This is a genomic window from Pedobacter sp. UYP30 (genome assembly GCF_040547165.1).
Taxonomy (GTDB): Bacteria; Bacteroidota; Bacteroidia; order Sphingobacteriales; family Sphingobacteriaceae; genus Pedobacter.
Genome location: NZ_JBEPPD010000013.1, coordinates 103,444 through 126,030, shown reverse-complemented (window position 1 = coordinate 126,030; position 22,587 = coordinate 103,444). Strand labels below are relative to the sequence as shown.

Sequence of the window (22,587 nt, the reverse complement as noted above, 5' to 3'; positions counted from 1 at the left end):
CTTCCTGATCAAATGATGAATAAAAATATCGTAATTACTGTAAATAAAGAGGATTTTAATAATTCAGATTACGGGTCTAAAATTAACCCAGTTCCGGTATTTAAGTTTAGGGGGGTTACTCCACTAAAGTTTGGAGATCAAGTTTATGATATCAGCGAAGAGGAATATAAATATAACGTTACCCAATACCTTCAATATTTGATGACAAAGGAAGAGTTTAAAAAGCGGTTTGGGAAATAGGATTTTTGATCTAATTTTTCTGATGAGATGAGATAACGGCGTGCAGTTTACAAAAAGCCGCTAACCACGATATTTTTTGAAAATCAGTTTCTTGATCTTTGGACGTCATGCAGAAATTGTTTAATCTATTATCATAAAACGGTGGAATAGTAGTAATTCAAAATTGAACTTTCTCAGAAAAACCGAGGAATAATGATAATGTTCAGAAATAAGTGACTAAAATACATTTACTTTTAGGGCACTGAAAGATTCTTCGGAAATGGCAACAGGAAATGCAAAGATGCGATTTTGGAAGGTTGCAGTAATTGGCTTATAAACTATTTACCTAAACCTTTAATTCGCACTTCATTAAATTTTTCTAGATTTTCTTTTGATCTTGTGCTGATTTGAATGAGAGACAAATTTTGATTTGCACCTTTCAATTTCAAATCTCCAGGCAACGTTACGTTAACAGATAGTATATAACCCTCTTCAATTTTTGTAGTTGACTCGTCTATTACTTGCCCATCTACAAAATAAATAGCTGCACTAGAAGCACGCTTTGCATACTTATTTTTAATCTCTAAAGGTGTCAAAAACGTTATTTGCCTATCATTTTTTGTTGTAATATATATTTCTCCGGAAGGGGTTTCATTTTTAATGTCTATCGATGCAATCTGTTCTGAACTAAAGACTGGATTTTTAAGGTCGAGTAATACGCCATTTAGAAAATAGGATGGTAAATTAGCTTTTTTTGGCAGTAGCTGTGAGTATTTCACTTCTATACTGTCTTTCTTAATTTGCGAAAATCCAACTGCAGGTAGAAAAGAAACAAATATTAAGGTAAGTAATTTTGAATTTGAGCGCATAGCCATCAGGTTTAGTTAAGACAATCCAAAATACATATAATATAATGACTTTCAAAAAAAAACATCTATCAACATGGAAAATATCTCTGAAGAAAAGCAACAACTTATCTAAGAAGTTCACGCGGAATCGACCCACACTTCTATTGTCTATCATAAAACGGTGGTTTTTCTGAGACAATTAAAACTAATTCGTTATTCATTTACGCTCTTAAATTCTATTAATCTTTCCTAGGCTTTTTCTAGTCTTTCAGAATAGCTAGTGCAAAATGCAGCCCTGCGGTAACGACTCTTTTGACTGATTATTACAGTTTGACTTTAACAATTTTGTTGTCTCTCATACAACAAGCTCGCTATTTTTTAATTTCCAAAAACTTTTTCAAGTCTTTATAGAATTTTGCGTTTCTCTTCTGATTGAAATTAAATAAACGTGATGGTAGCTTTTTGCTGTTCACAATTACGAATATCAGGAGTATTTAGATATTATTAGTTAGTATTTAGATATGCGATGTGAGAAATGCGATGTGAGACATGAGATTGGAGAATTGAGATATGAGACATGCTGACCGCTTAGGCTTCTGACCCATGACTTCGGACCTCAGACTTTCAGCTTTCCGCTTTAGTCTTTCAGCTTCTCTTCAAACCGTCCAACTCTCGCATTTTTCTAAGAAAAACTCATCGGCATCGGCACCAATACCAGGCGTTTCTGGTGCTTCTAAAAAGAAGCCGTTGTAAGTTGCGCCGCCAATTACCGGGTCTAGCAAATGGCCAAGCAAGCAAGAATCTAAGTCGAAGAAAACTACATTTGGACTAGCCAATGCAAAATGCAGCGCGGCCGTAACTGCAATTCTGCTTTCTAACATGCCACCAATCATACATTTCATTCCTTTTTTCAAGGCTTCTTCGTGTATTTTTTGAGCTTCTAATATGCCACCCGATTTAGAGAATTTGATGTTTAAAAAAGTGGTCGATTGACTATTAATCAGTTTCCGCGCATCGTGATGGTTGTAACAACTTTCATCGGCCATTAGTGGAATGGGCGTATTTAAATGCAGTTCTGGTAGCTTATCATCGTACCAAGTACGCATGGGTTGTTCGCAAAACTGAATATTATAGGGTGCAAGTTCGCCAAGTATAAACAAGGCATCATCAAAACTCCAGCCCTGATTGGCATCTAAACGCAAATTTACTTCATCGCCCACTGCAGTTCTAATTTGTTTTACCCGTTCTATATCCTCGGCTATGCCTTTGCCAAGTTTAATTTTAATGTTTCTACAACCCTTTTTAACCCACTTTTTTGCAGCTTTGGCCATGCTTTCAGGCGTACCGATACCAATGGTCATGTCAGTTTCGATGGTTCTTTTACTGCCGCCCAAAAATTGATAAAGTGGTTGGCCGGCATTTTTAGCGGCAAGGTCAAACAGCGCCATATCGAATGCGCTTTTTATGGTTGGGTTATAGTTGGCAAAGCCAAGCAAATCGTTCATACGATCTGGTATTTCTAACGGATCTTTGCCGATTAGCAGTTTCGCAAACTCTTTAGCCATTACAATACAGGTATCTTGCGTTTCGCCAACAATCATCGGAAAAGCAGAACATTCGCCAATTCCATACAAGCCGTTATCCGCATAAATTCTAATAAGCACATTTTGTGCAAAATGCATGGTGCCAGTCGCAAGTACAAAAGGTTCTACTGGTATGCTGAATCTGTATATTTCGGTATGGGTTATTTTCATTTCTTTAGTATCAAATATTTAGTATCAAGTATCAAGTATCAAGATATGTTTCGCCAATTTTCTATCTACTTCTGACTTCTGACTTTCCGACCTCCCGACTTATAGCCTCAAATCTAAGATTTTACTTAAACTTTCTGCGGTAATACTTTTAACTTTACCATTATGGAAAAAATATCCAATAAATTAATACATGCTTCCTCGCCATATTTGCTTCAACACGCCCATAATCCGGTGCATTGGCAGGAGTGGGGAAGCGAAGCGCTTAACTATGCAAAAGCAGAAAATAAACTTATTTTGGTAAGCATTGGCTATTCGGCTTGCCATTGGTGCCACGTAATGGAACACGAAAGTTTCGAGAATGAAGAAGTGGCAAAAGTGATGAACGAAAATTTCGTTTGCATAAAGGTAGATAGAGAAGAGCGCCCCGACATTGATCAAATTTATATGTTTGCCGTACAATTGATGACGGGTAGTGGAGGCTGGCCTTTAAACTGTATTTGTTTGCCCGATCAACGGCCTGTTTATGGTGGCACGTATTTTAGAACACCAGATTGGGTAAATGTGTTAACTAATGTGGCTAATCTTTGGGCAAATGAGCCGGCAAAAGCGTTGCAATATGCAGATAGACTTACGGCAGGCATCCGCGAAAGCGAAAAAATTGTTACGAACACAGGCGATAGTCTTTTTTCTACAGCACAATTAACAGAGATTGTAGAGCCTTGGAAAAGGCAGTTCGACATGGGTTTTGGTGGCTACAACCGGGCGCCTAAATTTCCCTTGCCAAACAACTGGCTTTTTTTGTTGAGGTATGCCGTGCTGGCTAAAGACGACGCTTGCTATACCGCGGTGCTGTTTACTTTAGAGGAAATGGCAAAGGGAGGTATTTACGATCAAATTGCCGGAGGTTTTGCACGTTACTCGGTAGATGATAAATGGCACGTGCCGCATTTTGAAAAGATGTTGTATGACAATGCGCAACTTATATCACTTTATTTAGAAGCCTATCAATCTAGTAAAAACGAAAGTTTTAAACAGGTGGCCGAAGCATCGATTCAATGGGTTTTTAACGAGATGACTTCTGCTGAAGGATTGTTCTTTTCTGCATTAGATGCAGACAGCGAAGGTCTAGAAGGGAAGTTTTATGTTTGGGATAAAAGCGAGTTTGATGAAATTTTGGATGTCGATGCAGACCTGATAGGCGATTATTATGATGTAACCGACAGTGGGAATTGGGAAGAAGAGCGCAGCAATATTTTGCGACGAACAGTAGCTGATGATGTTTTTGTTAAGAAACATACCATCGATCAAGAAAATTTGGCTGAGAAAATATCATCTGCAAATGCTAAACTGTTGGCTAAGCGAAGTAAGCGCGTTAGGCCGGGTTTAGATGATAAATGCTTAACCGCTTGGAATGCCATGATGATAAAGGCATTAGTAGATGCTGCTTCGATTTTAGATGACCGTAGTTATTACGAGAAAGCCAAAATTACTACTGAGTTTATATTGATTAATTTGAGCGCTGAGGATGCCAGTTTATTTAGAAACTATAAAAATGCAAAGGCATCAATAGGTGGTTTTTTAGATGATTACGCTTTTCTAATTGAAGCATTGATTGCGCTTTATCAATTTGATTTTGATGAAAAATGGTTGAACGAGGCTAAAAAAATGACTGATTTCGTTATAATGCATTTTACTGATGTCGACTCGCCGATGTTTTTTTACACATCAAACCAAAGTGAAAAACTCATTGCCAGAAAACACGAAGTAATGGATAACGTAATTCCGGCTTCCAACTCTGTTATGGCCAATAATTTGATGTTGCTTGGATTGCTTTTCGACGCTGAAATTTACACCACAAAAGCAGATGAGATGCTAAAATCGGTGCAGCCAAGTATGAAATCTTATGGTTCTGGCTATTCCAATTGGGCCATTGCGCTGTTAAACAAAGTTTATGGCATTAACGAGATTGCCATTGTGGGCGAAGAGTTTGAAAGGTTAAAAAAGGAGTTCAGCAAACACTATATTCCCAACAAAATTATGTTAGGCGGAACAAAAAGCACACTGCCTTTGTTAGAGGGAAAACAAGGCTTAGAAACAAAAGCCTATATTTGCAAAAATAGAATATGCCAGTTGCCGGTTTCTGCGGTAGCTGATGCATTAAATCATTTACATTAAAAAGAATAGCATGAACATTTCAGAAAACACAGTAGTATCATTAACGTACGATTTACATACCACCAACGAGGAGGGAAAAACCGTTTTTGTAGAAAAAGCAGACGAGGAAAATCCATTGGTGTTTTTATACGGAGTGGGTATGATGTTGCCAAAATTTGAAGAACAATTAACTGGGATGAAAACTGGCGATGACTATAGCTTTGAGCTATCTGCAGCCGACGGTTATGGAGAGCTTGATCCAGGAGCGTTTGCAGATTTGCCGAAATCTATGTTTACCGATGCTGGTGGAGAATTGCCTGCAGTAGGCGATGTAATTCCTTTGCAAGATAACAACGACAATCAGTTTCGCGCAGGTGTAACAGCAGTGCATGAAGATACCGTGGCAGTAGATTTGAACCACCCAATGGCTGGAAAAAATTTAATGTTTGAAGGAAAAATATTGAGTGTACGCGAAGCAACCAAAGATGAGTTGACTCACGGACATGCGCATGGTGCTGATGGACAAGCAGGACATTAAAAAAATAGTTTTACCGTTACAAGAAGCGCCAAAATCTTTAAGATTTTGGCGCTTTTCTTTTTTATGAGGTTGAGGCCAAGGCTAAGGTTGAACGAAAGAAAGGCAACAAGCGACCAACGACTAAACGAAAAACGGTGCTCTTTAATCCAAAAAAAATCTAATTTCCAGCAGCTGCAGTAATTTTCCCCGTTTGGCTATTTTGCAAAAAGGCAACTACATGATAATTTTTAGATAAATTTGATGGCAAATTAAAAACAACCGAGCCATTTTTAGCAGCATTTATGGTTTTTAATTCTCGCACAATATCTACGTGATGCAGGGTACGATTGCTATTTTCGCCACGCTTTACATCTGTTGTGGCATTGTCTTCTACCAAAGCCAAATTTAATTTATTGTTTTTATCATTCGCGGTGAGGGAAAAATCTACCGCCAATTTGTCTTCGCCTTGCTTATTTACCGTTAGCTTTATAATGTGCTCATTTAAAATACTTTTTTTTGCCAGCTCGCTTCTTAGCTTGGCTGCATTAGAACCCACAAATTGAGAGAAACCGTTTACCACAATTTGTGGTGTATAAACCGAGCTGTTTTTTAACCAAGTTGCATATTTGTATTGGCGTTTAGAAAAAGCTGCATTGCTAAAAGTGTCTTTCCATCCCAATCTATCCCAATAATCTACATGGTAAGAGAGGATATAAACCGGTTTGTCTTGATATTCTTTTTGAATTTTTGCCACCAAATCATCTGCTGGCGGACAACTAGAACAACCCTCTGAAGTAAAAAGCTCTATAACCATTGGCGAAACTTCATTTTTATCGGTTTGAGATTTGGTTTGGGTACAACCTAAAAATGGCAAAATCATCAATGCTAAAAAAGTGAATTTTCTTATCATGGTACAAAGCTTGTATAAAACAATGTACGGAAAAACTACTTCAGCTGGTTTCTTATAACGCGTTCTGACTTTTTTTTTGATATTCAAATAACATACCTTGATAGATTTAAAAATCAAACTTTAGCCTCACTCCGCCATTGGTAAGATTTAAGTTTTCTTTCGAAAAAGTCTTCATCGGCAATTGTAAAAATGGTTCAATAGAAATGTTGTTCTTTTTGGAGATTTTCTGTCTATACCCTACAGAAAAATTATAGAAACCAATGTAGTTATCGGGCGCTACGCTTGCGGGAGGTTGTGGTTCTACCGTTTTCTCTTGCACAATGTATTTTATATCTGCAGTTTGAGCTGATGATGGGCTAGCAAAAGATTGAACATTGTTGCTAAGGTAAGTGTTGTTTTGCGAATTATTTAAAACAGCCAAGGCAGATACGCCAACGCCAGTATATAGCCTGTCTGATATTTTATACCTGAGTTCCAGCGGTATGTTAATGCCGCTTACTTTAGCCGTTATTGCACCTAAGTTTTTTCCAGACAACGCTTGAGGGGAAGAGTTGCTTAGCGTTTCGCTGCTGCTTAAAGAAGCATAAGAAACTCCAGAGCTAATAGATAATTTATTGGCAACCGCATAAGAAAGAGAGAAGCCGTAATTTAGGTTAACTTTACTATCGTTGCCCATGGCTGGTGCTACATAAATGCCAGATTCCCATTTCGAATTTTTTATGCTTTTGTCTATGGTTTTTGTAGGCTTAGTCTTGCTATCTTGTGCCAATAAGTCCTCAAAAGTAAGTGGGTGCGCTGGCGTCGCCTCTTGCTTTTCTTGTGGATTTGTTCCAGTTACGTTGGTTGCTTGTATCGTGGCGTGGTTGTTACTCAAAGTAACGGTGGTTTTTGAGTTTAAAGCGTTCTGAAAAATTTTCTCTTGCCCTAAAGTGGTCTGTACAGGAATAGTTGAACGGTTGTTGAGGTTTGAAGCATTGGCACTTTCAGTAGCCTTGAGTGCGCTAGAAATCCCATTTCTATTTGGTTTAGAAATATTTAACTGCGCATTTAACGGTTTTTTATTTAAGCTTACGGTATCTATATTTGGTTTAGAAAGGGCTATTTCAGTTTTTTTGCCAGTTTGGTTAGCCCTAAATAACAGACCTAGAAAAACCAACAGCACAGCTGCAGCCGTCCATAGCGGCCAATACGCAAATCCTCTCCGCTTACGGTCTTTTTCGGCAAATCGCTCCCAAGCACCAGGAGTATAAGCTTCCTCGTGGCCTTTTAATTGCGATTTGATTTGTTCGATGAATTCTTTATCCATTTTTTCCGTAAGAATTGCTCATGGTATCCGTGTATAGTGTACGCAATTTATTTTTTGCCCTGGTAAGAAATACCCTGCTAGAACTTACAGGGATATTCAACATTTTAGAGATTTCCTCATGAGAAAACCCTTCAATTTCGTACAGGTTAAAAACTAGCCGATGCGTTTCGGGCAAATAGTTTAATAGGTTTAAAATGTCTTTTACGTGAAGTTGAGATGCCGTTGAAACCTGTATTGACGGATGCGCTTCTTCTGCCAACTCATCTACATATAAATGTCCCTTAGATGTTCGCAATCTATCTATCGCCGTGCGAGATGCAATTTGTCCTATCCAACCTTTAAAAGACTGCTGCAGTTCTTCTGCGTTTTCTGGGTGCCGAAAGGCAGCCAGATTTCTAAAGATTTTGATAAAACTGTCGTTTACCAGTTCCTCGCTGTCAAAAGTATTTTTTGTGTACCTTAAAGTTATGCCCATTAAATACCCATAAAATGATTTGTACATCATTTCTTTACAGCTATCGTCGTTTTTTACACAGCCTTTTAAAATCGCCTCAAAACTGAGTATTTTTTTTATCACCCCGTAAAAAACCTGTTGTAAGTATTTAAAATCATTGGCACATACAAAAATACAGAAATAACGCCACTCCCAATTAGAGTGGCGTCGGTGTTCTTATAGGTAGTAAAAATCTTATTTGTTTGGCATAATAGAAAGACCAAATGCGGTGCTATCTGTTTTGCTAGCCAATCCTTTCGCCCAAATGGTGTAAATTTTTCCAGCTTCTATTTTTACCGCTGGTAGAGTTGCTTTAACGCTCGATGTTCCGGTTTGTTTTACTTCGAAAGTATAGCTAGCATTTGGTGCGATGGGAGCAAAGCTAGAAAACGCTTTAAATGCCTTGTTTTTAACCAATGCCGTATCTGCGTTTGCTATCGATAAATCTAAAGCCGGAGAACCTGGGCTTAGGTTAACAAAACGAATTTTTGCCTTATCAGCTGCAGGCGCTGTCAAATCATCTTCTAGCGCTAAAATTTTGGTAGATTTTAAAGTATCAACTACAAAAAATGAGTAAAAAGTGCCAGGCTTTAAATTTACGGTATCTTTGGCTAGGTACGTGGTAGAGTCCTTTTTTGCCACGCCAATTAGCCTAGTGCCAGGGTAAGCGGTGTAATAACCAAAATCTTGGGTGTAGGTAAAACTATTTACCTTTTGGCCGTCTACCACGAAATCTAAAGCGCCGGTACCTGGCGAGGCATGAATAAATCCTATACCAGCGGCTTCAATTGGCGGAGTGGGGTCGCTTTTGGCACAAGCGGCAAGAATAATCGTAAGTGCAAATAGTGCGCAAAAAAGTTTTGCGGTAATGTTAAGTTTTTTAGAATGAGTTGTCATGTTTTTCTATTAATGTTTAAAAAGATGTTTTGTTAACGGCCATTAACGTTTTTTGTTCTTAAACGAGTACTTCATGCAAAACGCTACAGTTAAAAAAAATAATCCCCAAAATCTTAAAGATTTTGGGGATTATTTTTGAGGTTGAGGTTGAGGCTGAGGTTAAGATTGAGGCTTTTTATGCACCAGGTCTTTGCTCTTTGTTCCTTGCTCTTTTAGCTTCCAGCTTTTACGCGTACATCTCTTCTCTCAGTTTTTCCACCTCGTCACTATTGATGTATTCATCGTACGTCATCAATTTATCTATGGTGCCTTTTGGCGTAATCTCTATAATTCTATTTGCTACCGTTTCGGTAAGTTGATGATCTCGGGAGGTAAACAAAACCGTTCCCTTAAAATCTTTCATTCCGTTGTTTAATGCTTCGATAGATTCTAAGTCCAAGTGATTGGTCGGCTCATCAAACATTAAAAAGTTAGCCTGTTGCAACATCATCCTAGAAAACATGCAACGCATTTTTTCTCCTCCCGAAAGTACTTTTACACTCTTTAAAACCTCCTCGCCAGAGAACAACATACGGCCTAAAAAGCTACGTACAAATTGTTCATCAGCATCTGTGCCAGAATATTCCCGCAACCAATCAACCAAATTCTCATCTTTACGTGTGAAATATTCGCTATTGTCATTCGGAATATCAGCCGTGCTAATGGTTACGCCCCATTTAAAGGAACCTTTAAAATCGGTATCGCGGTCGTTCAATACATCATAAAAAGCAGCCGTTGCCAAACTATTTTGAGAAAGAACGGCAACTTTATCTCCTTTGTTTACCATAAAAGAAACATCTTTAAACAACACACCATCGGCATTGCTTTTACTTAATTTCTCTATCTGTAAAATCTGGTCTCCGGCATCTCTACCTGTATTGTTAAAAATAATGGCTGGGTATTTTCTGCTCGAAGCCTTAATCTCAGAAATATCAATCTTATCCAAGGCTTTTTTACGCGAGGTTGCCTGCTTAGATTTCGAAGCATTTGCACTAAACCTTCTAATAAATTCTTGAAGTTCCTTAACTTTATCTTCTTGTTTTTTGTTTTGATCGCTACGCTGTTTCAGTGCAAGCTGGCTGCTTTCGTACCAGAAAGTGTAATTTCCAGAGTAGATGTTCATTTTGCTAAAATCTATATCCACAATGTGGGTACAAACCGCATCTAAAAAGTGCCTATCATGACTTACAACTAAAACAATGTTTTGATAATCGGCCAAGAAATTTTCTAGCCAAGCAATCGTTTCGATGTCCAAATCGTTGGTCGGCTCATCTAAAAGCAAAATATCTGGATTGCCAAAAAGCGCTTGTGCCAACAACACCCTAACTTTTTGAGTATTATCTAGCTCTTGTAGCAATTTGCCATGGTTCTGCTCTGTTATCCCCAAATTGCTTAACATAGTTGCAGCGTTGCTTTCCATGTTCCAGCCGTCCATTTCGGCAAAAATATTCTCTAGCTCTCCTGCACGTATGCCATCTTTTTCAGAGAAATCTTCCTTCATATAAATGGCATCTTTCTCTTTCATAATGGCATAAAGCTCTTTATGGCCCATCATTACGGTTTCAAGTACCGTGAATTCGTCAAACTCGTAATGGTTTTGCTTTAAAACAGCCATACGCTCTCCAGGCGTAAAAGCCACCGAACCAGTAGTTTGAGTCACCTCGCCCGATAAAATTTTAAGGAATGTAGATTTTCCAGAACCGTTGGCCCCAATAACGCCATAGCAATTGCCTTGGTTAAATTTAAGGTTAACCTCCGAAAAAAGAACCCGTTTGCCGTATTGTAAAGATAAATTTGAAACTGAAATCATGCATTTAAAAAATAAGCTGCAAAGGTACGCAAAAAGGCCGAGGGTAAAAAGCTAGGGTTTAGATGTGTTTTGCTTTTAGCTTTCGGCTTTGCGCTTTCCGCTAATTATTTTGAAAACGAAGGGTTCTGTGCTTTTAGGTTGCAGCAGCCCCGCTGTACACTATAGCCGCTCGTGCCTCGCAGGCTGCCGTTTCCATCGGGTTTATGTTTGAAAGGGGGGGTGGTTCTGAAGGTTGTATATATGCGCGACAGGTTATTGCTTTTTGTTATATTTGGTAAAATGGAAAAAATTAAGGCGTTTCAACCTGCAATCGCAGCGCTTTGTAAAATAGACAAGGTAAAAAGTCTATGTGATTTTGAATCGATTTTAACAGATAAATATAACAATTAGAGGGATATTGACATAATTATAGATTTTCTCAAGTTCCATTGGAAGATTATGCCGACAATTACTTCGATTTTAAGTTTTACCTACAAGATGTGCTGAAAAGGCCAATAGAGTTATTGGAAGAAAGGGCAATCAAAAACCCCTATTTTAGGAAAACACTAAATACACACAGGCAGCTCGTTTATGGACAATGAAATCAAAGAACGATTGTATAATATTTAAAGATAAGGTCAAACTACAATACTCGAATAATTTACTTAATTTTGGGTATAAGAAGGATTGTATGTCAGATTTACACTTAAAAGCACCTTCGGGCGTTAGCAACGGAAAATTCCATGTTGGGTTGTCTTTGATAGAATTTGTTGAGGACGATGTTAACATTGTATATTCTCCCGCATTAGATTTGAGCGGCTACGGCAAAACCGAAGATGAAGCAAAAAGTTCTTTTGCTATAGTTATAGAAGAATTTTTTAGATACACGATTGATAAAAATACCTTTGATAAGGTGCTTAAAGATCTTGGATGGTCGATAAAAGGCTCAAAAGAAAACCTAAAATTTAGTCCCCCCAAGGATTCAGATTTAGTCAATTCGAATGCGCTGTACAGCGATATTGTTAATAATAAGAACTATAAAGTTTCCCGAGAGAAAGTTGAATTTTCACTTTAGCGTTTATGGCTGGCGCTCATCTTAGAAATATTCCCCTAAAATTATATCGAGATTTTTTGACAGATAAAGGTTGTGTATGCACCAGAACATGTGGAGGACATGAACATTGGACAAGAAACGATTTATTGAGGCCGATTACCATTCAAAACCATATTGATCCAGTTCCAGAATTTATTATTAAGAATGGGTTGAGAACACTTGGACTCTCGAAGAAGGATTTCTTAGATTGGATTTAGCAAGTAAGATTAGCAAGACCTAAGGCCCAGGTTTTGTCTAGGTTTAAAGAAACTTTTTATAACACCAAATGATAACGATAATTTATATTTGTGGAGTTTATAGTCTGGCGTTGGCTTTGTTTCACCTTGGTTTCTGGAAAATATTTAACTGGAAGGTAGCGTTGAAAAAATTAAATTTCGCCAACCAGGGGATTATGCAGATTCTGAATATTCAGATTATATTCTATTTCTTTTTTACCGCATTTATGTGTTTTGTGTTTCCAACGGAGTTGTTGAGCACTAAACTTGGTAATTTTTTATTGGGCGCCACTTCGTTATTTTGGTTGATCAGAACCTTTCAGCAGTTTGTTTTTTTTAGAGTGAACAACTATAAAATACACATTCTGACAATTGTGTTTTTATTGGGAGCAATAATTTTTGCAATACCGATTCTAATTAAATAAACACGAAGAAGACTTATCTAAAGTATAAATGTGTTGTATCAAAGTAGTCAAAATCGATAAATTTGTGGTTTTAGTATTCTTGCGTGAGGGGTAGAAGCGAAAAGCCCACAGCGAGGAACGTCCTGTCCCGATTTTGATTCGGGAAGCGAGGACTTGTAGCGGATGACCCGACCCTTGCGCAGCTTGGGGCACGCCCAAATCTTTTTTTAAAAAATATTTATAAAAGAATGAGGATTGATTTAAAAGCCTTTACCGAACTCGATTTTGAGACGCTGAAAAGTTGGGTGGGGAGTGAAGAAGAGTTGTTTCAGTTTGCGGGTAAAATATTTAGTTATCCGCTAACTGATGGCCAACTAACAAATTATATTAAAATGGGCAATAGAACTGTGCTAAAGGTTGTGTTAAAGTCGACAGGGCAAACAATTGGCCATTGCGAACTAAACTTTGAGCACGGGAATGCTAGGTTGTCGAGAATTATTATTGGCAAAAGCGAGCTTAGAGGGAAAGGACTTGGAGAAGAAATAGTGCGTTGTATGGTCGAACTTGTGTTTCGGGATCCGAAAATTTATGAGGTCGATTTGAATGTGTTTGACTGGAATAAGGGCGCGATTAAATGTTACGAAAAAGTGGGTTTTAAAATAAACCATAGCAAAATTGGCGAAGCTAGCGTTAATGGGAAAATATGGAGTGCCCTTAATATGGTGCTGCAAAGAAATTGCGCAGAAGAAACAATGGCGTTATAAAGAAACAACCTCGAGGTTATGATGTCTAATCAAAGCGGAGCTATACTTTTAGAGGCCATAAGGCAAACATTGCAGAAAAAGAAGGTGCGGCAACTTGCGGCGCTCGCCGGTAAAGATTTTCGGGTAAAAGATTTAATCGATTTGACGCTTGATCGAGATAAGAAAATTGGCTTTCGGGCGGCTTGGATTTTAGAAAACATTTATTCAAATCATCAAGAGAGATTTTTGTCCTACACCCGTTATTTTTTAGATCGGTTTTGTGATCAGACCAATTTGTCTGCCTTGCGGCACTACGTAAAGATGCTAACATCTATGACCAATAAAAGCGCAAGCATTGAGGTTGCAGAATTATTGGCTGAATATAATTTGGATGCTATTATTTCGGCCGTTTTTAGGCGGCTTATTGATGAAGCTACACCAGTGGCAACAAAAGCATTCTGCTTAGATATTTTGGCAAATTTAAGCACAACACATATTTGGATAAAAACCGAATTGCTAGAAACGATGGATTTTCTGGTGGCAAAAGAAAGTGTTGGTTTTTTTGCTCGGGTAAAGAAAATTAGGAAGCAATTAACTGGAGAGAACAGAAAATTTGAATAGTTTGCGCATCTTGCAAATTCATTTAGATTATGATTAATTCTTCTACCCTCAAGTTTCAACTCCATAAGCTGTGTTTGGCGTTTATACAAAAACGTATAGAGAACATCGAGCATTCGCTGGCACAAGCTAGGCAGGCATCTAACGATGATACGAAGAGCAGCGCGGGCGATAAATATGAAACGACGCGCGAAATGATGCAGCAAGAAATGGACAGAAACAACAAGTTGCTTTATGAAGCGGGCATGCAAAAGATGGCATTGCAGCAGATAGAGCGCACAAGCGTCTCATCATCTGTTCAAAATGGCAGCTTGGTTTTTACTTCGAGAGGTAATTTTTACCTCAGCATTAGCGCGGGCGAACTAACGGTAGACACTGATAAATATATTGCGGTTTCTCAGGCATCGCCGATAGGGAGAATGTTAATTGGGAAGACCAAAAAAGAGGAGTTCGTTTTTAATGGCAACAAATTTTTAATACAAGAAATTTTTTGAGCCTCACAACGTCTGCCAAAAAAGGTAGGGTTAAAGCCCCATTCTCGTCTTAAATTCTGGGTTTAAGTACTGCGTTAACTCTGCAAAAGGAATAAACACCGCCACTTGTCCTTGAGCGTAACTTGCAACCTCGTACGGGTTGTACATAAAAGCCAAACCAAATTGGTTAAAATAGAAGTTGTTATTTGGTTTGATAAAATTATCGAAAAGTACAGATTTTAAATCGCCATTAGGCTTGATGTTGTATAACTTTCTAAAATTTTTCTCTACTATTTTTTGGAATGTGTTAGAGTCGATTTTTACTACATCACTCAATTTAAGTTCCTTTTTGTTTTTTACATCTAAACATGCCATTAAAGTAGCATAATTGCCATGTGCGCCACCGGCGTATTCCCCATTTAGCGATTCGACAATAATATAATCGTTATTGTTAAAAGCGATGGATTGATAATTATTTCTATAGTAATTAAGATAATTTAAAGTTGTAATGTCGGTTTTTTTGCCTAGTGTTTTTACTTCACTTGTGTAGTTTTTAAAATAATCGGCACTTAAATTTTCAAAGCCTGCTTGTCGGCCGGTGCTTGTTTCTTTAATGCCCGAAAGTTTTTTAAGTTTTGCATCAAGCCATTTGATATTATCGGTATTGCCTTCGGGTTTCAAATAAGTAAAATCAATTTGCGCCATGGGCGATTTTGGATTTTTTGGAATTGCGGCAATTGAATCATTGTACATGCCAGTACTAAATTTATAAGATCCTTCTGGATATTTTTCTTGTAATTTTATGGGATATCTTTTTGTGCTATCGCCACTAATCCAAGTACCGTTGAAACCGTTGCCATTCCAGCCCATAGTTAATTTAGGATATTTTGAATCTAGACCAAAGTAAGAGGAATATAAATTTCGCTCGTTTAAATAAACACTGTCTTTAGTTGCTTTGGCATAGCTTGCTAAATCTAACCAAGGGCCGTTATAATAATATCCCCCAGAAAAACCTTCATTTGTGCGCTGCAAGTTCATAATTATGGCTTTGCCTGCAATAGTTCCTTCTAGTCTTTTGTAAAACGTTGTTGGAAGCACTGTAGTTGTTTTTGCGGTATCCATGCTCGCATTATTTTCTGTCTCAGTTTTGCTGCTTTTTGGATTGTTACAAGCAAATAAAGTTGCCATTGCAATGCTGGCGATGATGCTATTTTTCATTGTACAAAGTTGTTGATTTATATTAAAATACAGAAACTCTAACGTTTGTTTGCAAAATTGGTTTTATCAATCGTTTTACCGTTAAAATAAATAGCGCTAGTTTTATCAAAAACTAGCGCTATCTTTAAAAAAATACTTCGTGCAACTTTTTACTAAAGAGGGAATTAAAAACTATTTTTAATGCTGTTGCTCAACGTTTTAGGGCTCCAATACCCACTCGCAATTATTCTGCGAATGGTTAAAAGTGGGTCTTTTTGATCCATTTTTGTGCTGAGCTGAAAAGCCATTCTAAATCCACGTTTTTTCAATTCCGGAAAACCTTCCGAGTTCCAAAGCCCATAAGGATAAGCAAATTCCGTCATAGTTTTACCGGTAATATCTTCTAGCTTTTTTGTTGGTTTATCCAATTGTTCTTCCCAATCTTTGCCAGTGTATTTCTTAAAGTTTTTATGGTCATAGGTATGGCTGCCGATGATATTTCCTTCGTCAGAAAGTTGTTTAATTTGTTCTGAGCTCATATAATTTACAAATTTCCCTTTTCTGCCGATAGAAACCGTCATGATGAAATAAACCGCCTTATACCCATGTTTTTTTAAAGTGGGACGAACTATTGTAAACTGATCTTCATCGGTGTCATCAAACGTAAGCATAATAGGTTTACTTGGTAGTTTAGCGCCAGTATTTAAATACGCATAAAGTTGATCGGGTAAAATGGTATGGTAACCGCTATCTGCCAACATTTTCATTTGATCCTTAAAATTTTGGATGGGCACAATGTAGTCTTTACCCACTTTGCCGTCTCGCTCTATCCAATTGCGTACTTGGTGATAGCAAAGAACTGGCACCTGCTTGCGCGCCAAAATGGTTGCTGCATCTGCTTTTTTAATTTTAGAGACATCTATTTTTTCTGTGGGATTGTTATCGACAACGGTTGTGGTATCTGATTTTTCTGAGCCTTCTTTTTCTTTTTGCTGAGATTTAGACTGGCAACTTGCACATAGAATTGCTGCGATAAAAAAAAGTGATGGAATTTTAATTTTCATGATAATGAATTGTTTGTCGCAAAACTATGAAATCGAAAAATAATTTATGCAGTAATTTATCAACGTTTGTGCTTTTTATGTGGAAACATAAGTCGATTGTTAAAAATATACATTTACGCCAAGTGTGGGCGTTAAAATATTTGGGAATACATTGAAGTTGTTTTTCTTGTCGTAATTATATTCCGAATGCTCATCATAGTAAGACTGGTGGAAAAAGCTTGCAAATGGTAGGCTGAATTCTATTTTGGTATTTGCTGAAACATTTAAAGAAAGACCCGCACTTAAATTTGCGCCCAATCCTTTCACTTGTACATCAGTTCTAAGCAGGTAACCGTCCTCAATTACATTAAAGGAATTTACCAACATTAAAAGGTTAGCCTGTGCAAAAAAGCCGATTTTTGATTGCGTGATAAAATATTTTCTTAGAAATGGCGAAAATCCGATGCTTAACTCCTTTGGCGCTGAGTTGTTTTCAAAATAACCCGTTTCGTTATTGTAGGTCTGGTAGCTTTTAAAATTTAATCGCGATAAATTAAAAGGCAATTCTAATCCAATTGCAAGATTGTTTTTTAAAAAATAGCCATAGCGCGGCGCTAGATAAAAATTATTGGTTCGTCTACCATAAGATTGGAGCTTGTCACTAGAATAACTAAAGCTTCCGCCAACCATAGAATTGCCTTTTTCAGTTTGGGCATAACAGCCTAAACCGAGGGCGCACAGCAGTGCCGCCGATAGTAGAATAGATTTCATGTTGTGTGTATTTGTGTGTGGACTAAAATTAGGTTTTTTTTGCTAGAATTAAAACAAAAAAATTCTTAGGTTTCCATCAAAATCGCCACAACACAAAAACGTCTATTCTAAGTAATCCAACTGTAATTAATTGGTTTATAGATAGCTGTGTTTGCTCCGTATGTTAACTACTTTTTCTCTGAAATAATCGCCACAGCAATTAAATTTTCGCCATATTTTTCAAACACTTTTTTTATCGCACGTATGCGTTTGCGCTTTTTTGGACTTAAAATTATGTTTAGGGCAATTTTCAAAGCCCTAAAAAAACCTTCGTCGGCAATTATTCGTCGAGGGCTAAGTAGTTTCATCGGGCAGATTTCGGTTTTCAATACTTTAAAACCATTTGCATCTAACAGTTCATTCCATTCTGTAATGGTAAGCGGCCTTGCATTTACGTTCATCACTTTTGCTAAGGCGCGTTGTATTTCGGCTTTCGCGCTGTCTGATATAGTTACTGGAGAAAGCGCAAGTTCGTGGATGCCGTACAAACCGCCCTGCTTTAAAATTCTATGTGCCTCTAGTATAATCTCTGCTTTTCTATGGTCGGCTTGCATGGTAAGCATTGCCTCTCCATAGGCTTTAGTTACAGAGCTGTCTGCCAAGCCTGTTTTTGCAGAGTTTCCGCTAATAATTTTGATATTGTTGCCCGTTAATTTTTTTCTCAAAAGTGCGACAGATTGTTCATCTAATTCTACGCCAATGTAAGATGCTGGCGCATGTGTTAACGCCAGTTTTGCTGTTTTGCCCAAACCTGGTGCAAATTCTACAACAGCATCCAAGCTGTTAACATTTAGTCCGTTGATTAAACGGCGCGTTAACTCAACGCCGCCGGGTCGCAATACTTTCTTGCCAATGCTGGCAAATAATTCATAACCAGGAATTTTATCAATTTTATGATTTTCCATTTCGTTAATTTAGCTAGTTGTTACCTCTTTTACTCTGCTGGCGTGATCGCCCTTAGATAGCGTTAACCTCACAATACTTTCTGAAAGTGCGGTTAGGTTATGTGGCATGTTGGCCTCTAAGGAAATAAGTTCGCCTTTTTTTAAATGGAAACTTTCTCCATTTACGCCAAAGTCTATCTCTCCATCTACAATTTCTACCACAATTGGCAAAGGCGCTTTATGCTCTTTCATCAACTGGTCTTTTCTAAAAAGTATCCTTATTTCTTTGGTAAAGTCGGTTTCCATCATAACCGAAATAGCAGGTTTTGTTTCGTTAAAATTTAATTCTTTTAAAATCGATGCTGTCTTCATGTTTTTATTATTTCTGATGTTGTCAATGTAAATAATGTTTAATCTAACGAAAATGATTTTGATCATATTTAAAGGGATATGACTTTGTTGTGCAGTTTCTACTTAGAAATAATGTTTGGTACTTATATTTAACTAATCAAGTTTAAGTATTTTTTCGATTTTTAAACAGAATCGGAGTTGCCAGTTAGTTTTTTTGAATGATGAACTATATTTTCTTTACTTTTAAGGAGTTGTTGTTTCAATTTAAAAAGTAAAAATGAATAATTTCTTCATTACTCAATCGCCTTTTGCCAAACCCAGAAAATCTCGCCTTGCTAACTACATCAATTGGGTGATTAAAAAGCTTGGGTATGGATATAAGTTAGAGCGTTTGCCAGATGGTATGGTCGATATGAATTCTGTGGAGCAGCGGATGAACTACTGTCTTTTATTAGATTCTGTAATCTCAAATGAGATAGAGGGAGATGTTGCCGAATTAGGTTGTTTTACGGGGCAATGTGCTATGCTCTTTGAAAAAGTTATCGAACAAACCCAATCGTTAAAAAAATTGCATCTGTACGATAGTTTCGAGACAAAATTTGCTTTTACAGGTAATGTGGAGGAAGAACTTTTAAACAACTTTAAGTTGGCAAAGCTAAGGCCTCCAGTTTTGCATAAAGGTTATTTTAATGAGACGTTGCCAACGCAATTATCAGGCAAGCTAGCTTTTGTGCATATAGATTGCGGCTTCGGTGGCGATACCATTGCGCATCGAGACGTCATGATTTACTGTTTGGAAAATATTTATCCAAAATTAAGCAAAGGTGCAATTTGTATGCTTATGGATTATCATAATGATGAAGATGGTGACCCTGGACTAAGTGTTAACCCCGGCGTTAAACTTGCCTGTGATGTGTTTTTAAAAGATAAGCCCGAATATATTATTTCTTTATATGCTAAAGACCATTGCCACGGTTTTTTTAGAAAAACCTAACGCAAGAAACTGTTGTATTTAAAAAAAAGGCGCAGAACAAATCTGCGCCTTTTTTATGTTTCTATATTTTTTACTGCTCCGTCAAATTCATAAAGACGAAGTTATGATCAAACATATCTAATTTGATCTTGCTGTCTTTGTTTATTTTTCCTGCCAAAATTTCTTTAGACAATTCGTTTAAAATTCGTTTTTGGATAACTCTTTTTAACGGACGAGCACCGAATTGTGGATCGTAACCAAGTTCTCCCAACCAATCTAAAGCCTCTGCACTTGCATCCATTTCTATACCCATTTCTGCTAAGGTATCTTGCACGTGTTTAAATTGTAAGTCTACAATAGCTCTAATCTCTGTGCGGTTTAGTGGGGTAAACATAATCAGCTCGTCAATTCTATTTAAAAACTCAGGACGGATGGTTTGTTTCAATACCTCAAAAAGCTCGCTTTTTGTTTTAGCAATTACCTCGTCTCGGTTTTCGTCGGTCAAATTTTTAAAATTATCCTGAATCATGTTCGCGCCGATGTTCGAGGTCATTACAATTATGGTGTTCTTAAAGTTTACCGTTCTGCCTTTATTATCGGTTAGTCGGCCATCATCTAACACTTGCAATAAAATGTTAAAAACATCTGGGTGTGCTTTTTCTATTTCATCTAACAAAATTACCGAGTAAGGTCTCCGTCGTACCGCTTCGGTAAGTTGTCCGCCTTCATCGTAGCCTACATATCCTGGAGGCGCTCCAATCAAACGAGAAACCGCATGTCTTTCTTGGTATTCGCTCATGTCTATTCTTGTCAGGGCGTTTTCGTCGTTAAATAAAAACTCTGCCAACGCTTTTGCAAGCTCTGTTTTACCTACACCAGTTGTTCCTAAAAAAATAAAGGAACCAATTGGTTTTTTCTTGTCTTGTAAACCAGCCCTAGATCGGCGGATGGCATCAGAAATGGCTTCTATCGCTTCATCTTGGCCTGCAACTCTTTTATGGAGTTCGTCTTCTAAATTCAGTAATTTAACGCGCTCACTTTCTATCAGTTTATTTACCGGGATACCGGTCCAACGGCCAACTACTCCAGCAATATCATCAGCGGTAACTTCTTCTTTAAGCATCCGGCTGCCGTCGCTTTGCTGTTTTTCTAGCGCTACTTTTAATTGCGCAGCTTTATCTTGTGCTTCTTTAATTTTGCCATATCTTATTTCGGCTACTTTGCCATAATCTCCCGCGCGTTCCGCCTGCTCGGCTTCTAATTTGAAATGCTCAATCTGCTCTAATTGAGTATTCATGTTGTCTACCAAGTTTTTTTCGCTCTGCCATTTGGCTTTTAATTCATCACGTTCTGCAGATAAATTTGCTATGTCTTCAGATAAATCTTTTACCTTCTTTTCGTCTTTCTCTCGTTTTATGGCTTCGCGTTCTATTTCCAAACGCATAATTTCTCTATCAAGCGCATCTACATTCTCTGGTACGCTGTCCATTTCCATGCGTAATTTAGAAGCTGCTTCATCCATTAAATCTATGGCCTTGTCTGGTAAAAACCGATCTGAAATATACCGCTGGCTCATTTCTACAGCGGCGATGATTGCTTCGTCCTTAATCCTTACCTTGTGGTGCGTTTCATAACGCTCTTTTAAGCCACGTAGAATGGAAATGGCATCTTGGGTATCTGGCTCTTCGACCATTACTTTTTGAAAACGTCGCTCCAAAGCCTTATCTTTTTCCAAATATTTTTGATATTCATCTAACGTTGTGGCACCAATTGCCCTAAGTTCGCCACGAGCCAAGGCCGGTTTTAAAATATTTGCAGCATCCATGGCGCCTTCGCCGCCGCCAGCTCCAACCAAGGTGTGAATTTCATCGATAAATAAAACGATTTCTCCGTCGCTTTGAGAAACTTCTTTCACAACTGCTTTCAACCGTTCTTCAAACTCGCCTTTATATTTTGCTCCCGCGATGAGAGAACCCATATCTAAAGAATAAACGATTTTGCTTTTTAAATTTTCAGGAACATCACCCTTTATAATCCTAAACGCGATGCCTTCTGCGATGGCCGTTTTACCAACACCTGGTTCGCCAATTAAAATTGGGTTGTTTTTTGTGCGTCGAGATAAAATTTGGATCACCCTTCTAATTTCCTCGTCTCGCCCGATTACAGGATCCAATTTCCCGCTTTCCGCATACTCATTGAGGTTTCGAGCGTATTTACTTAAGGCTTGGTAAGTAGCTTCTGCATTTTGATCTGTTACCTTGTTATCTCCACGCAACTCTGCAATTGCTTTTTTGAGGTCTTTCTCTGTAGCGCCTTGTTCTTTTAAAAGCTTTGAAGTATTGTCGTTAACAGATAAAATGGCCAATAGCAAATGCTCTACAGATACGAAATCGTCTTTAAATTCTTTTAAATACGAACTTGCTTTTTGCAAAACCGCATTGGTATTGCTAGACATGTAAATGTTGCTTCCGCTAACTTTAGGGAATTTTGCTATTTCTGCATCTAAATTATTGTTGAGAACATTTAGGTTTACGTTTAGTTTTTTCAGCACATACGAAACCACATTTTCATCTACCGTAAGTAAACCTTTTAAAAGGTGTGCCGGTTCAATGGCCTGCTGCTGATTGGCCTGCGCAATCTCTGAAGCTTTTTGAACTGCCTCTTGCGCTTTTATAGTAAAGTTGTTAAAGTTCATGTTCTTGTGGTAAAATTATTTTAAGTTTCTATACTTGCTTTGTAATCAAAACAAGTGCCACCAAGAATTTGATTTAGATTTCGGAAATTTTGTCGGGTAAATTATAAAAAACCTGAATAAGTTGCTGATAATTAGTTTTTT

Annotated in this window: 23 protein-coding genes; 10 read left to right on the top strand and 13 right to left on the bottom strand. The window is 37.7% G+C overall.

Features of this window, described 5'->3' with window-relative positions; translation table 11 throughout:
* On the top strand, positions 1–240 hold a 240-nt coding region (locus ABIB40_RS14685), incomplete at its 5' end, for a DUF8188 family protein (RefSeq protein ID WP_354360134.1).
* Between the two features lie 317 nt (positions 241–557).
* Here ABIB40_RS14685 and ABIB40_RS14680 read toward each other — a convergent pair.
* Positions 558–1,088: a hypothetical protein gene (locus ABIB40_RS14680; RefSeq protein ID WP_354360133.1), complete on the bottom strand. Its 531-nt coding sequence runs from the start codon at positions 1,086–1,088 to the stop codon at positions 558–560.
* A gap of 635 nt (positions 1,089–1,723) precedes the next feature.
* Complete coding sequence (locus ABIB40_RS14675; RefSeq protein ID WP_354360132.1) at positions 1,724–2,821, bottom strand: mandelate racemase/muconate lactonizing enzyme family protein; 1,098 nt, start codon at positions 2,819–2,821, stop codon at positions 1,724–1,726.
* Positions 2,822–2,983: 162 nt separating this feature from the next.
* On the opposite strand from ABIB40_RS14675, the gene ABIB40_RS14670 reads away from it, so the two are divergent.
* Entirely contained in the window at positions 2,984–4,996 is a 2,013-nt protein-coding gene (locus ABIB40_RS14670) for a thioredoxin domain-containing protein (RefSeq protein WP_354360131.1), read from the top strand.
* A 10-nt stretch (positions 4,997–5,006) separates the two neighbouring features.
* Positions 5,007–5,513: an FKBP-type peptidyl-prolyl cis-trans isomerase gene (locus ABIB40_RS14665; RefSeq protein WP_354360130.1), complete on the top strand. Its 507-nt coding sequence runs from the start codon at positions 5,007–5,009 to the stop codon at positions 5,511–5,513.
* A 157-nt stretch (positions 5,514–5,670) separates the two neighbouring features.
* Here the strand turns inward: ABIB40_RS14665 and ABIB40_RS14660 are convergent, their stop codons facing one another.
* The 5 genes from ABIB40_RS14660 to ABIB40_RS14640 form a co-directional block, all read right to left on the bottom strand.
* The gene (locus ABIB40_RS14660; RefSeq protein WP_354360129.1) at positions 5,671–6,402 is read right to left on the bottom strand and encodes a DUF1223 domain-containing protein; all 732 of its coding nucleotides are present in this window, start codon (positions 6,400–6,402) and stop codon (positions 5,671–5,673) included.
* A gap of 106 nt (positions 6,403–6,508) precedes the next feature.
* The gene (locus ABIB40_RS14655; protein ID WP_354360128.1) at positions 6,509–7,708 is read right to left on the bottom strand and encodes a hypothetical protein; all 1,200 of its coding nucleotides are present in this window, start codon (positions 7,706–7,708) and stop codon (positions 6,509–6,511) included.
* A complete protein-coding gene (locus ABIB40_RS14650; RefSeq protein ID WP_354360127.1) occupies positions 7,701–8,285 on the bottom strand; it encodes an RNA polymerase sigma factor in 585 nt (194 codons plus the stop codon). Before ABIB40_RS14650 ends, ABIB40_RS14655 begins: the two co-directional genes overlap by 8 nt.
* 111 nt (positions 8,286–8,396) lie before the next feature.
* Positions 8,397–9,098 (bottom strand): DUF4397 domain-containing protein, encoded by a 702-nt coding sequence (locus ABIB40_RS14645; protein WP_354360126.1) that lies wholly within the window; start codon positions 9,096–9,098, stop codon positions 8,397–8,399.
* A 226-nt stretch (positions 9,099–9,324) separates the two neighbouring features.
* Positions 9,325–10,947, bottom strand: coding sequence for an ABC-F family ATP-binding cassette domain-containing protein (locus tag ABIB40_RS14640; RefSeq protein ID WP_354360125.1), 1,623 nt, complete (start codon positions 10,945–10,947; stop codon positions 9,325–9,327).
* 670 nt (positions 10,948–11,617) lie between these two features.
* On the opposite strand from ABIB40_RS14640, the gene ABIB40_RS14635 reads away from it, so the two are divergent.
* The 6 genes from ABIB40_RS14635 (at position 11,618) to ABIB40_RS14610 (ending at position 14,514) form a co-directional block, all read left to right on the top strand.
* Positions 11,618–12,001, top strand: a complete 384-nt coding sequence (locus ABIB40_RS14635) for a hypothetical protein (protein ID WP_354360124.1) — start codon at positions 11,618–11,620, stop codon at positions 11,999–12,001.
* Positions 12,002–12,006: 5 nt separating this feature from the next.
* Positions 12,007–12,237 (top strand): type II toxin-antitoxin system HicA family toxin, encoded by a 231-nt coding sequence (locus tag ABIB40_RS14630; protein WP_354360123.1) that lies wholly within the window; start codon positions 12,007–12,009, stop codon positions 12,235–12,237.
* Between the two features lie 68 nt (positions 12,238–12,305).
* Positions 12,306–12,680, top strand: a complete 375-nt coding sequence (locus ABIB40_RS14625) for a hypothetical protein (protein ID WP_354360122.1) — start codon at positions 12,306–12,308, stop codon at positions 12,678–12,680.
* Between the two features lie 227 nt (positions 12,681–12,907).
* On the top strand, positions 12,908–13,423 hold the full coding sequence (locus ABIB40_RS14620; protein WP_354360121.1) for a GNAT family N-acetyltransferase: 516 nt from the start codon (positions 12,908–12,910) through the stop codon (positions 13,421–13,423).
* An 18-nt stretch (positions 13,424–13,441) separates the two neighbouring features.
* Positions 13,442–14,023 (top strand): HEAT-like fold family protein, encoded by a 582-nt coding sequence (locus ABIB40_RS14615; protein ID WP_354360120.1) that lies wholly within the window; start codon positions 13,442–13,444, stop codon positions 14,021–14,023.
* 29 nt (positions 14,024–14,052) lie between these two features.
* Positions 14,053–14,514 carry a 3-oxoacyl-ACP synthase gene (locus ABIB40_RS14610; RefSeq protein WP_354360119.1) on the top strand — a complete coding sequence of 154 codons (462 nt, stop codon included), beginning with the start codon at positions 14,053–14,055 and terminating at the stop codon, positions 14,512–14,514.
* Between the two features lie 30 nt (positions 14,515–14,544).
* Here the strand turns inward: ABIB40_RS14610 and ABIB40_RS14605 are convergent, their stop codons facing one another.
* The 5 genes from ABIB40_RS14605 to ABIB40_RS14585 form a co-directional block, all read right to left on the bottom strand.
* Positions 14,545–15,711: an RsiV family protein gene (locus ABIB40_RS14605; RefSeq protein WP_354360118.1), complete on the bottom strand. Its 1,167-nt coding sequence runs from the start codon at positions 15,709–15,711 to the stop codon at positions 14,545–14,547.
* Positions 15,712–15,875: 164 nt separating this feature from the next.
* Positions 15,876–16,754: a polysaccharide deacetylase family protein gene (locus ABIB40_RS14600; RefSeq protein WP_354360117.1), complete on the bottom strand. Its 879-nt coding sequence runs from the start codon at positions 16,752–16,754 to the stop codon at positions 15,876–15,878.
* 99 nt (positions 16,755–16,853) lie between these two features.
* Positions 16,854–17,504 carry a hypothetical protein gene (locus ABIB40_RS14595; protein WP_354360116.1) on the bottom strand — a complete coding sequence of 217 codons (651 nt, stop codon included), beginning with the start codon at positions 17,502–17,504 and terminating at the stop codon, positions 16,854–16,856.
* A gap of 167 nt (positions 17,505–17,671) precedes the next feature.
* Positions 17,672–18,448: a class I SAM-dependent methyltransferase gene (locus ABIB40_RS14590; RefSeq protein ID WP_354360115.1), complete on the bottom strand. Its 777-nt coding sequence runs from the start codon at positions 18,446–18,448 to the stop codon at positions 17,672–17,674.
* A 9-nt stretch (positions 18,449–18,457) separates the two neighbouring features.
* Positions 18,458–18,865: a cupin domain-containing protein gene (locus tag ABIB40_RS14585; RefSeq protein WP_354360114.1), complete on the bottom strand. Its 408-nt coding sequence runs from the start codon at positions 18,863–18,865 to the stop codon at positions 18,458–18,460.
* Between the two features lie 190 nt (positions 18,866–19,055).
* Between ABIB40_RS14585 and ABIB40_RS14580 the strand changes: the two genes are divergently transcribed.
* On the top strand, positions 19,056–19,772 hold the full coding sequence (locus ABIB40_RS14580; RefSeq protein WP_354360113.1) for a TylF/MycF/NovP-related O-methyltransferase: 717 nt from the start codon (positions 19,056–19,058) through the stop codon (positions 19,770–19,772).
* Between the two features lie 70 nt (positions 19,773–19,842).
* Here ABIB40_RS14580 and clpB read toward each other — a convergent pair whose 3' ends face one another.
* Positions 19,843–22,446 (bottom strand): ATP-dependent chaperone ClpB, encoded by a 2,604-nt coding sequence (gene clpB, locus ABIB40_RS14575; RefSeq protein WP_354360112.1) that lies wholly within the window; start codon positions 22,444–22,446, stop codon positions 19,843–19,845.
* Between the last annotated feature and the right edge of the window lie 141 nt (positions 22,447–22,587).

Bases quoted from the DNA above. Each gene is read 5' to 3' on its own strand.
- ABIB40_RS14680 (WP_354360133.1), bottom strand. From the start codon at position 1,088: ATGCGCTCAAATTCAAAATTACTTACCTTAATATTTGTTTCTTTTCTA.
- ABIB40_RS14675 (WP_354360132.1), bottom strand. From the start codon at position 2,821: ATGAAAATAACCCATACCGAAATATACAGATTCAGCATACCAGTAGAA.
- ABIB40_RS14670 (WP_354360131.1), top strand. From the start codon at position 2,984: ATGGAAAAAATATCCAATAAATTAATACATGCTTCCTCGCCATATTTG.
- ABIB40_RS14665 (WP_354360130.1), top strand. From the start codon at position 5,007: ATGAACATTTCAGAAAACACAGTAGTATCATTAACGTACGATTTACAT.
- ABIB40_RS14660 (WP_354360129.1), bottom strand. From the start codon at position 6,402: ATGATAAGAAAATTCACTTTTTTAGCATTGATGATTTTGCCATTTTTA.
- ABIB40_RS14655 (WP_354360128.1), bottom strand. From the start codon at position 7,708: ATGGATAAAGAATTCATCGAACAAATCAAATCGCAATTAAAAGGCCAC.
- ABIB40_RS14645 (WP_354360126.1), bottom strand. From the start codon at position 9,098: ATGACAACTCATTCTAAAAAACTTAACATTACCGCAAAACTTTTTTGC.
- ABIB40_RS14640 (WP_354360125.1), bottom strand. From the start codon at position 10,947: ATGATTTCAGTTTCAAATTTATCTTTACAATACGGCAAACGGGTTCTT.
- ABIB40_RS14635 (WP_354360124.1), top strand. From the start codon at position 11,618: ATGTCAGATTTACACTTAAAAGCACCTTCGGGCGTTAGCAACGGAAAA.
- ABIB40_RS14630 (WP_354360123.1), top strand. From the start codon at position 12,007: ATGGCTGGCGCTCATCTTAGAAATATTCCCCTAAAATTATATCGAGAT.
- ABIB40_RS14625 (WP_354360122.1), top strand. From the start codon at position 12,306: ATGATAACGATAATTTATATTTGTGGAGTTTATAGTCTGGCGTTGGCT.
- ABIB40_RS14620 (WP_354360121.1), top strand. From the start codon at position 12,908: ATGAGGATTGATTTAAAAGCCTTTACCGAACTCGATTTTGAGACGCTG.
- ABIB40_RS14615 (WP_354360120.1), top strand. From the start codon at position 13,442: ATGATGTCTAATCAAAGCGGAGCTATACTTTTAGAGGCCATAAGGCAA.
- ABIB40_RS14610 (WP_354360119.1), top strand. From the start codon at position 14,053: ATGATTAATTCTTCTACCCTCAAGTTTCAACTCCATAAGCTGTGTTTG.
- ABIB40_RS14605 (WP_354360118.1), bottom strand. From the start codon at position 15,711: ATGAAAAATAGCATCATCGCCAGCATTGCAATGGCAACTTTATTTGCT.
- ABIB40_RS14600 (WP_354360117.1), bottom strand. From the start codon at position 16,754: ATGAAAATTAAAATTCCATCACTTTTTTTTATCGCAGCAATTCTATGT.
- ABIB40_RS14595 (WP_354360116.1), bottom strand. From the start codon at position 17,504: ATGAAATCTATTCTACTATCGGCGGCACTGCTGTGCGCCCTCGGTTTA.
- ABIB40_RS14590 (WP_354360115.1), bottom strand. From the start codon at position 18,448: ATGGAAAATCATAAAATTGATAAAATTCCTGGTTATGAATTATTTGCC.
- ABIB40_RS14585 (WP_354360114.1), bottom strand. From the start codon at position 18,865: ATGATCAAAATCATTTTCGTTAGATTAAACATTATTTACATTGACAAC.
- ABIB40_RS14580 (WP_354360113.1), top strand. From the start codon at position 19,056: ATGAATAATTTCTTCATTACTCAATCGCCTTTTGCCAAACCCAGAAAA.
- clpB (WP_354360112.1), bottom strand. From the start codon at position 22,446: ATGAACTTTAACAACTTTACTATAAAAGCGCAAGAGGCAGTTCAAAAA.